This is a genomic window from Microcella sp. (genome assembly GCF_030645145.1).
GTDB lineage: Bacteria > Actinomycetota > Actinomycetes > Actinomycetales > Microbacteriaceae > Microcella.
In genome coordinates this window covers 1-9,022 of sequence record NZ_JAUSMI010000146.1, presented here as the reverse complement: position 1 = coordinate 9,022, position 9,022 = coordinate 1, and the positions used below count along the sequence as shown (strand labels likewise).

At 66.3% G+C, this 9,022-nt stretch carries 9 protein-coding genes and 1 pseudogene; 3 read left to right on the top strand and 7 right to left on the bottom strand.

The genetic code is table 11. The features are described 5' to 3' along the window. Positions 1-356 (top strand): annotated as a pseudogene (locus Q7T15_RS09865) (DEAD/DEAH box helicase); the annotation flags it as partial. A 68-nt stretch (positions 357-424) separates the two neighbouring features. On the opposite strand, the gene Q7T15_RS09860 reads toward Q7T15_RS09865, so the two are convergent. The 7 genes from Q7T15_RS09860 to Q7T15_RS09830 form a co-directional block, all read right to left on the bottom strand. Further along, positions 425-1,486: an ABC transporter ATP-binding protein gene (locus Q7T15_RS09860; protein WP_304695783.1), complete on the bottom strand. Its 1,062-nt coding sequence runs from the start codon at positions 1,484-1,486 to the stop codon at positions 425-427. A 22-nt stretch (positions 1,487-1,508) separates the two neighbouring features. Then, entirely contained in the window at positions 1,509-2,276 is a 768-nt protein-coding gene (locus tag Q7T15_RS09855; protein ID WP_304695781.1) for a carbohydrate ABC transporter permease, read from the bottom strand. Positions 2,277-2,323: 47 nt separating this feature from the next. Further along, the gene (locus tag Q7T15_RS09850) at positions 2,324-3,175 is read right to left on the bottom strand and encodes a carbohydrate ABC transporter permease (protein WP_304695779.1); all 852 of its coding nucleotides are present in this window, start codon (positions 3,173-3,175) and stop codon (positions 2,324-2,326) included. 48 nt (positions 3,176-3,223) lie between these two features. After that, positions 3,224-4,438 carry an ABC transporter substrate-binding protein gene (locus Q7T15_RS09845; protein WP_304695777.1) on the bottom strand — a complete coding sequence of 405 codons (1,215 nt, stop codon included), beginning with the start codon at positions 4,436-4,438 and terminating at the stop codon, positions 3,224-3,226. Between the two features lie 150 nt (positions 4,439-4,588). Continuing rightward, complete coding sequence (locus Q7T15_RS09840; RefSeq protein ID WP_304695775.1) at positions 4,589-5,359, bottom strand: SDR family NAD(P)-dependent oxidoreductase; 771 nt, start codon at positions 5,357-5,359, stop codon at positions 4,589-4,591. Beyond that, positions 5,356-6,843, bottom strand: a complete 1,488-nt coding sequence (locus Q7T15_RS09835; RefSeq protein ID WP_304695773.1) for an FGGY-family carbohydrate kinase — start codon at positions 6,841-6,843, stop codon at positions 5,356-5,358. The genes Q7T15_RS09840 and Q7T15_RS09835 overlap by 4 nt, the downstream gene beginning before the upstream one ends. Further along, entirely contained in the window at positions 6,840-7,640 is an 801-nt protein-coding gene (locus tag Q7T15_RS09830) for a DeoR/GlpR family DNA-binding transcription regulator (RefSeq protein WP_304695771.1), read from the bottom strand. Before Q7T15_RS09830 ends, Q7T15_RS09835 begins: the two co-directional genes overlap by 4 nt. Before the next feature lie 178 nt (positions 7,641-7,818). On the opposite strand from Q7T15_RS09830, the gene Q7T15_RS09825 reads away from it, so the two are divergent. Further along, positions 7,819-8,637, top strand: coding sequence for a BtpA/SgcQ family protein (locus tag Q7T15_RS09825; protein ID WP_304695769.1), 819 nt, complete (start codon positions 7,819-7,821; stop codon positions 8,635-8,637). Positions 8,638-8,824: 187 nt separating this feature from the next. After that, a partial coding sequence (locus Q7T15_RS09820; protein WP_304695785.1) for a hypothetical protein occupies positions 8,825-9,022 on the top strand: 198 nt, incomplete at its 3' end.

Below are 9,022 nucleotides of genomic sequence, written 5' to 3'. Positions count from 1 at the left end.
CCGAGGGCGGGCGACCGCTCTACGAGGCGCAGGAGGAGGCGATCTTCGAGCTCGTCGCCGGAGCCCACGTCATCCTCGCCACCCCCACCGGGTCGGGCAAGAGCCTCGTCGCCGTCGCCGCCCACGCGATCGCGCTCGCGCGGGGCCAGAGGTCGTACTACACCGCGCCGATCAAGGCGCTCGTGAGCGAGAAGTTCTTCCAGCTCGTCGAGATCTTCGGCGCCGAGAACGTCGGCATGGTGACAGGCGACTCGGCCGTGAACGGCGATGCGCCGATCATCTGCTGCACGGCCGAGATCGTCGCGAACCTCACGCTGCGCCAGGGCGCCGACCTCGATGCGGGGCTCGTCATCATGGTGCGGTGTTGGTCGGTTGGATCAGGGCACCGAATGATCCGCCGTACCTCTCTGGAGGCCGCTCTGGCTCATGAGAGTTCGATCCGGTCTTCGGTGTCGGGGTCGAAGAAGTGCGCTGCGCCGGGGCGAACGGCGAGGTCGACAGCGATACCGGTCGACAGGTCAGAGAGACGGTCGGCGTCAACGACACTGGTCAATCGGTCGCCACCGGCATCGAGGTGGACGATTGCACGCGGGCCGAGGAGCTCTACCAGAGCGACACGAGCGAGCCCGGCGGGGTTGGGAGTAAGGAGCAGATCATCCGGGCGGACTCCAAGAATGACTGACTCTTGCCCCACATGAGCTCCAAGGGCGACGCGGCTGCCCATGGAGGAGCGGAACTCGCCTCCAGCTATTGCGCCGGCGATGATGTTCATCTTCGGGCTTCCGACGAAGGTCGCGACGAAGACGCTGTTGGGGCGTGCGTAGATCTCCTCGGGCTGACCCGACTGGGCGACACGACCGTCCTTCATGACGACCATCCGGTCGGACATCGTCATCGCTTCCTCTTGATCATGGGTGACGTAAACCGCGGTGATGCCGAGCCTGCGCTGGATCTGCATAAGCTCGAACCGGGTCTCGACCCTTAGCTTGGCGTCGAGGTTGCTGAGCGGCTCATCGAAGAGGAACACCGCGGGTTCACGAATGATCGCGCGCCCGATCGCCACACGTTGCTGCTGACCACCCGATAGATCCTTCGGCTTGCGCGAGGTCAACGCGCCGAGGCCGAGCGAGTCGGCCACCTCCTGCGCACGACGGAGAGCATCCTGCTTGCCTGTCTTGGTGGCGCGCAGAGGGAACGCGATGTTCTCCAGCACCGTCAGGTGCGGGTACAGAGCGTAGTTCTGGAAGACCATCGCGACATCGCGATCTTTAGGCTCGAGCCCGTTGACCACTCTTCCGTCGATCGTGATCTCGCCGCCGCTGATCTCCTCCAGGCCAGCTAGCATGCGGAGCGACGTTGACTTGCCGCAGCCCGATGGGCCGACCAAGACGGTGAGCGAGCCGTCAGGAAAGACGATGTCGATGTCATCGACGATCACCGTTGAACCGTACTCTTTGCGGATCTTGTTGAAACGCACCTCTGCCATGACGACGAACCTCTCGTGAAATCTAGAATTTGACGGCGCCGCCGCTGATGCCCTGCACCAGTCGACGCTGAATGAAGAAGCTCGCGATGACCACCGGCACCACCGCGATGATGATGGCCGCACTCATCGCGCCCAGCTCGACCCCGCGGAAGGTGTTGAAGGCGGCAATCGCGACAGGCAGGATCGTCTCCTGCGTCGGAGCCAGGATCAGTCCGTAGAACATGTCGTTCCACGACAGCGTGAAGCCGAAGATGGCGGCGGCACCGATGCCGGGTAGCACCTGCGGCAGCACGACAAGCCGGAAGGCGGCGAACCGCGAGAAGCCGTCGACCCGCGCCTGCTCCTCGAGCGAGCGGGGCACCGCGTCGAAGAACCCGATCAGGAACCAGGTGATGACCGGAAGCACGAAGCTGAGGTGGGCGAAGATCACCGGAACGTATGTGGTGTCGAGCCGCAGCGCGTAGGCCATGGTCAGGAAAGGGAATACGAGCACCGCGGGCGGCAGCACCTGTGCGGCGAGGATGCCGAACCGCGTGGCGGAGCCGCCCGCCTTATAGGCGGAGATGGCGTAGGCGCCCATGGAGCCCGCCACGACACTGATGGCCACGGTGACCGCAGCGACCATCGCGCTGCGGCCCGCTGACTCCAGGATTCCCGCTTCGAGCACGCGGGCCCAGTTGGCGAGGTTCGGGTTGAAGATCACCAGGCCGGGGTCATTGAGCTGAGCCGGCGACTTGAAGCTTGCCAGTGCCACCCAGAGCAGGGGGAGAGTTACGGTCAGGGCGGCCACCCCGAGCAGTAGCGCTCGAGCGACGCTCCACGGGCTGAGACGTCGTATCATCGCGCGGAACTCCTCTGCAGTCGACGGAACAGGATGGCGATGAGGGTCATGACAATCGCGAGCAGCACGAAGGCGACCGCCGACGCCTCACCGAGACGAAAGAATTGGATGCCGGTCTGGTAGGTGAAGTACTGGATGGTCTCGGTCTCGGTACCGGGCCCGCCTCGGGTGGTGGCGTAGACGTACTCGAACACCTTGAGCGCGTCAAGCGAACGCAGCAGCACTGCCACTGTCAGCACCGGGGTGAGCAACGGCAGCACGACGCGACGGAAGGTGTACCAGGCGCTCGCGCCGTCGACCCGGGCTGCTTCGAGCGGCTGCCGAGGGATCGACTCGAGCCCGGCCAAGAGCAGCAGCACCATGAACGGCGTCCATTGCCAGACATCGATGAGGGCCAAGGTGATCATGGCATTGCCGGGTCCGAAAAAGTCGTAGGAGATACCGATCGTGCGGAGGGCCGCCGGGATCGCCCCGAGCTGGTCGTTCAGCAGGAAGCGGAAGGTGAGGCCGACGGCGATCGGGGTGATGAACATCGGCGCCAACAGCATCGCGCGGGTGAGGTCGCGCGCCCACTGCTGCTTCTGCAGGGCGAGAGCGATGGCGAGCCCGAGTACCGTCTGCAGCGCGACGGCCACGATCACGTAGACGGCGGTGTTCGAGAACGCGTTCCACATGCGTGGATCGGTGAGCACGAAGACATAGTTCTCTAGTCCGACGAAGTCGGGCGCCCCGCGGCTTGTCAGCCGGTAGTCGGTGAGGCTCAGGTACAGCGCGTACCCAAGGGGGAACCCGACAGCGACGCCGGTGATGGTCAAGACCGGTGCGAGCATCGCCCAGCGGAAGGTCATCGTTGGAGTCACTGCCGGGTTCCCTTTCTCGATGTGGTTCGGTGGCGCTTAGCGCTGGATGCGCTCGACGGCAGCCTGAGCGTCGGCCAGAGCCTGCTCGACCGTCTTCGTGCCAGCGACGGCCTCGCTCAGCTCGGTACCGACCGCCTGGATCATCTCCTCGCCCCCCAGACCCTGTGAGAGCGGTGCGGCGTCGGAGAGGATGGCGATGATCGCCGCGTAGTAGTCCTCGCCGTAGCCCGACTCGAGAACGGTCGGGTTGCTGAGGGTGCTCTCACGGATCGCGGCACCACCAGCGACGACGCGCTCGACGTCGACCGCGGGGGAGGTGATCCACGCCACGAACGCCCAGGCGGCGTCAGACGCAGCGGAGTTAGCCGGGATCGCCCAGCTCCACGAGCCGAGAACCTGCTTGCCGCCGGGCATCGGAGCCAGAGCGAACGAGCCAGCCAGGTCACCAGAAGCGCCCTCGGGGTTGTTGAGGCCCGGGAGGTTCCAGTTGTAGCTGATCATCGACGCCGACTGGCCGCTCGACACCGAGCGGAATGCCTCGTCAAAGGCCCAGTTCGAGCTGTTCGCCGGAGCCGCAGTCGTGAAGGCTTCGATGTAGGCGTCGAGGGCGGCCGCCGCCTCGGGCGTGTCGAGGGTGGGGTTGCCCTCCTCGTCGTAGATCGATCCACCGGCTGCAAAGAGCCAGTTCGCCCACTCCTCGAAGATCTTGTACCCGCGCTGCGGCTGCATCGCGATACCGGTGCGGTCGCTAGTGGTGAGCTGCTGCACGTTTGCGACAAGCTCGTCGAGGGTGCTCGGCAGCTCCAGCTCGGCTTCCTCGTAGAGGTCAGTGCGATACAGGTAGCCGAGGGCGTAGTTGTAGAACGGCACGCCGTAGCGCACGCCGTCGACCTCGGTGATGTCGACCAGCGGCTGGAAGAAGTCCTCGGCCTGGTAGTCGGTGGTCGAGTCAATGCGAGCGTCCAGCGGCTCGAGGAAGCCGGCGTCGACGAAATCATCCATCCACGGGTTGTCCACGACGATGAGATCGTAGGCGGGCTCGCTCGACTGAAACGATGCGATCAGCTTGTCGCGCATCTGGTCGAATGCAAGAGTCTCGATCTCGACCTCGATGTCGGGGTACGTTTCGTTGAACGAGGCGACCAGGTCAACGACGATGTCGGTGTCGGGGACGCTCTCCATCAGGATCCGGACGGTGCCCTCCGTGTCGGTAGGGATGTCGCCCGAGCCTGACGAGGCCGGAGCGTCCATTCCGCCGGATCCCGCGCATCCCGAGATCGTGAGAGCGAGCGCTGTCGCGAGGCCCAAAGAGGCCAGAAGTCCTCGGCGTCGAGTACTCATGGGGTCACTTCCTTTCTGTGTTGGGGGTGGTGCAGGGTCGGACCGCTCGTGTGTGAGCAGTCAGTCCATGTAGGCGCCGCCGTTGACCGACAGCGACTCGCCGGTGATGAACGCGGCGTCGTCGGAGAGGAGGAACGAGACGCCGCGGGCCACATCCTCCGGGGTCTGCAGCCGGCCGAGCGGAGTGGCGGCAACCCAGGAGTCGCGCACGGCTTCCGGGGTCGACCCGCTGAGCGCCGCCTCCCAGGCCAGCTCTCGCTCCTGCATCGCCGTGGCGACGAAGCCGGGGCAGACGGCGTTAACCGTGATGTTGTTCTCGGCGAGCTCGAAGGCCATCGCCTGCGTCAGACCGACGACACCGAACTTGGAGGCCACGTAGTCGGCTAGGAAGGGGACGCGACCCTGCTTGCCGGCCATGGACGCGGTGTTGACGATGCGTCCGGCTCTACCGGTGCGGATCATGGCACGGGCGGCGGCCTGACCGCAGAGGAAGACACCCTTGAGGTTGACGTCGAGCGTCAGGTCGAGCTTCTCGCGCGGGATGTCGACGAAGCGCTCCATGAACGAGATGCCCGCGTTGCTGACCCAGGCGTCGAGGCCGAGGTTGCTGGCGACCTCATTAGCAACCGCCTGAGCAGCCTCGCCGTTCGTGACGTCCAGCTGGTAGCTGAGGTGGGTTTGGCCAGCCGCGGTCGAGAGCAGGTCACGGGTGTCGGCGGCCGCGGCTTCGTTCACATCGGTTGCGACCACGGCCCAGCCGCGGTCTGCCAGCATGACAGCGATCGCGCGCCCGATGCCGGAACCGCTGCCAGTGATAACGACGGTGCTCATGCGTGTGCCTTTCGGGAGAGGGAATGGGAGAACGGTTCGAGCGCGGCGCCGAGCTGACGCCACTCCGGGTAGGCCGCGTCGTACGTCGCGGCCGCGGCGGAGTCAGGGTGCACGGTAGGACCGAGCGAGATGTAGCGGTCGACGTCGGTCCACGCATCCAGCAGGCCCACACCGATCGCAGCGATCACGGCCGCACCGAAGGAGGCGCCGGGGTGGTCGACGATCGGGTGCAGTTCGGTCCCCAGAACGTCGGCGTGGATCTGCTTCCAGAGTTTCGACTTCGAGCCACCATTGGTCACCATGGCGCGGGTGAGCGGGAGGCCCAGCTCGCCGAAGACCTCCGCGTGATGCCGGAAGCCGAAGGCGATCGATTCGAGCACGGCACGGTGCATCGCGCCGCGCGAGGTGCCGAGATGGAGTCCAACGAAGGCGCCCCGCAGGTCAGGGTCGTGCAGGGGGCTCTTCTCGCCGAGGAAGTACGGGAGGCAGTAAAGGCCCGCGGCCGGTTCGGTGGCAGCTTCGTCGTCGAGCCTCAGCAGTTCGCCGCCGCCGGTCAGTGCCTGGAACCAGCGGATGAGGCTGCCCGACGTCGCCATGCATCCGTTCGGCAGCCAGAGACCGGGGACGGGGTGTGCGTCGAGATACAGGCGCTCATCCGCGAGTGGCGTCTCGCTCGCCACCAGCACGTCGCCTGCACCGCCGAGCTTCACCAGCCAGTCCCCGGGCGCGCGAACGCCAGCAGAGTACGCGGAGAGTACGTGGTCGGCCCCGCCGACCACGAGGGGAATCCCGGAGGGAAGGCCCATCCGCTCCGCCATCTCGCTCGACAGCGCGCCGACCACCCGGCCGGGCTCGACGACTTCGGGGATCATGCTGGCGTTGATCTGCGCCGCCGCGAAGGCCTCGACGAAGCGCTCGCCGTCGACCGTGAACAGCCCCGACTCTAGAGCCCAGTTCCGCTCGACGTGCGGGCGGGCGCCGAGGCGCATGAGCACCCAGTCGTAACTGCCCACGATGAGACGCGTGCGCGACCAGAGCTCGGGCTCGTGGCTCTGCAACCAGAGAAGGGTCGGAGCGACCGACTGCTGGCTGACGGCGCTGCCGGTGGTGGTGACCGGGTTGAAGGGCGCTAGCTGCCGGACGACGGTGGAAATCTCGTCGACTGCTCGGGCGTCGCTCTGCAGAATCGCGCGGCGCAGGGGCAGGTGCTCATCATTCAGCGCGACCACCGCGGGCACCATGCCCGTGGTCGAGATCGATGCGATGCGACGCGGGTCGACGCCATGGTGGGCAATCAGGTCAGCGACCGCCGAGACGGTGTTCTCGATCCACTCTGCGCAGTCGGCCTCGGCGATACCGGGCCCGTCGGTGTGTGCGCGCACGCTGCGGCTAACCGCAAGCAGGCGACCATCAGCGGCATCAAAGGCGACCACCTTCGTTCCGGTCGTTCCGATGTCGATGCCGAGGCTGACGGTCGCAGTCATGCGGGGCGTCCTTTCGCGGTCGCAGTTGGGGGCTGTACGCAGACGACGGTCACGCCGGCGGCGCGCGCACTGCGAAGGGTCGGGTGGCTCGGCTCGCCGTCGGTGACCAAGGTGTCAAGCTCGGTCAGCTCGGCGATCGACACGAGCTGCACCTTGCCGAGCTTCGACGAGTCGGCGACGACGATGATGCGCTGCGCGGAGCGCGCAGCCGCGCGCTTCACATGTGCTTCCGCGTAGTGGTAATCAGTGACGCCGGCCGTGCCGTCGACACCGGCCACGCCCATTACGAAGGTGCTCGCGTTGAACCGCTCGAGGCTCTCCTGTGCGCCTGGGCCGATAAGGCTCAGCTCGCCGGCCCGCAGTTGGCCGCCGGTCACGAACACGTCTGTGCCGGATTCGTTGCTGAGCTCGGTGGCAACCAGCAGGCTCGGCGTGACCACCGTGAGCGGCAGGTGCCGGGCCCGGATCTCGCGGGCGACGGCGAGGGCCGACGATCCGCTGTCGATGATGACGGTCTCGCCCTCGTGCAGCAGGTCGACGACCTCCGAGGCAATATGGGCCTTTTCGGTGGCGGCCAAGGCCGCGCGGGCGTCGAAGGAGGGTTCGGCTGCTGCCGAGCCGACCGAGATCGCGCCGCCCATCACGCGACGCAGCACGCCCTTGAGCTCGAGAGCCTCGACGTCGCGGCGGATCGTCATCTCCGAGACGCCCAGTTCAGCAGCAAGTGTGGCGAAGTCGATCTCGCCGTTGTCGAGCACGCGCTGCTCGATCAGTGCTCGTCTCCTTTGAACTGACATGTGTCCACAGTAGGGGCAAAGTGTGAACGGATAACACCCCTTTGATTACATTTGTGTAAATTGTTCCCAGTTCATCCGGCGATGTGGGAACATTTCACAACACCCGCGTCGCTCGTTGCGCACGCGCAGTCGATTCCCCCGACCGACCACCCCGTCGGGCAGCAGAAAAGGAGCCTCTATGACCACCTGGTTGGACGACATCTTTGCGGTGAAGAAGCCTGTCATCGCGATGCTCCACCTGTCGGCTCTTCCCGGCGATCCCGGCTACGACCACGAGGGCGGCCTCGACGCAGTGATCTCGCGCGCCCATCAGGAGTTGCACGACCTGCAGGCCGGCGGGGTCGACGGCGTGATGTTCTCGAATGAGTTCAGCCTGCCGTATCTCACCCAGACCGAGCCAATCACCGCCATCACCATGGCCCGCATCATCGGTGAGCTGCGCTCGGAGATCACCGTGCCCTTCGGCGTGAACGTGCTTTGGGACGCCCGCGCGTCGATCGACCTTGCCATGGCAACCGGTGCTCGGTGGGTGCGGGAGATCTTCACCGGCGTGTACGCCAGCGACTTCGGCCTCTGGAACACCAACGTCGGCGACGTCGCCCGACACCGCGCTCGTATCGGCGCGGCCGATGTGAAGCTGCTCTTCAACATCGTCCCCGAATCGGCGACCTACCTCGCCGAACGCGACCTCGAGTCGATCGCCAAGACCACCGTCTTCGCGACCCTCCCCGACGCACTCTGCGTTTCTGGTGCGACGGCGGGTGCTCCGACCGACACTCAGGCGCTCTCCATCGTGAAGCAGGCAGCCGGCACGGTGCCCGTCTTCGTGAACACGGGTGTGCGCGCCGAGAACGTCGGCGACCAGCTCTCCATCGCCGACGGCGCCGTAGTCGGCACCTACTTCAAGCGCGACGGCCGCTTTGAGAACGCTGTCGACCCGGCTCGGGTCGTCACGCTCATGACCGCGGCCCGCGCGTTCCGTGCGACCCTTTCCTGACCGGAGCATCCGCCGCTCGCTCCACAGTTCGTGAGAACAGGATGCTCGCACGCCGTCGACAGGCCGTGCGAGCATCCTGCCCCGGCGGCTTTGAGTTCTCAGTCCTGAATTGTGGAGACGCGGCGCGGGGTCGTCGGGTCTGGGCGGAGTCGGCGCGCGGGTGGGGCAGACTCGAGGCGTGAGCCTCATGGATGCGATGCCCCGGCCCTTCGAGGCGGGCGCCGCGTTCGACGCGATCGCCGCGTGGTCGGCCGAGGGCGGGCGACCGCTCTACGAGGCGCAGGAGGAGGCGATCTTCGAGCTCGTCGCCGGAGCCCACGTCATCCTCGCCACCCCCACCGGGTCGGGCAAGAGCCTCGTCGCCGTCGCCGCCCACGCGATCGCG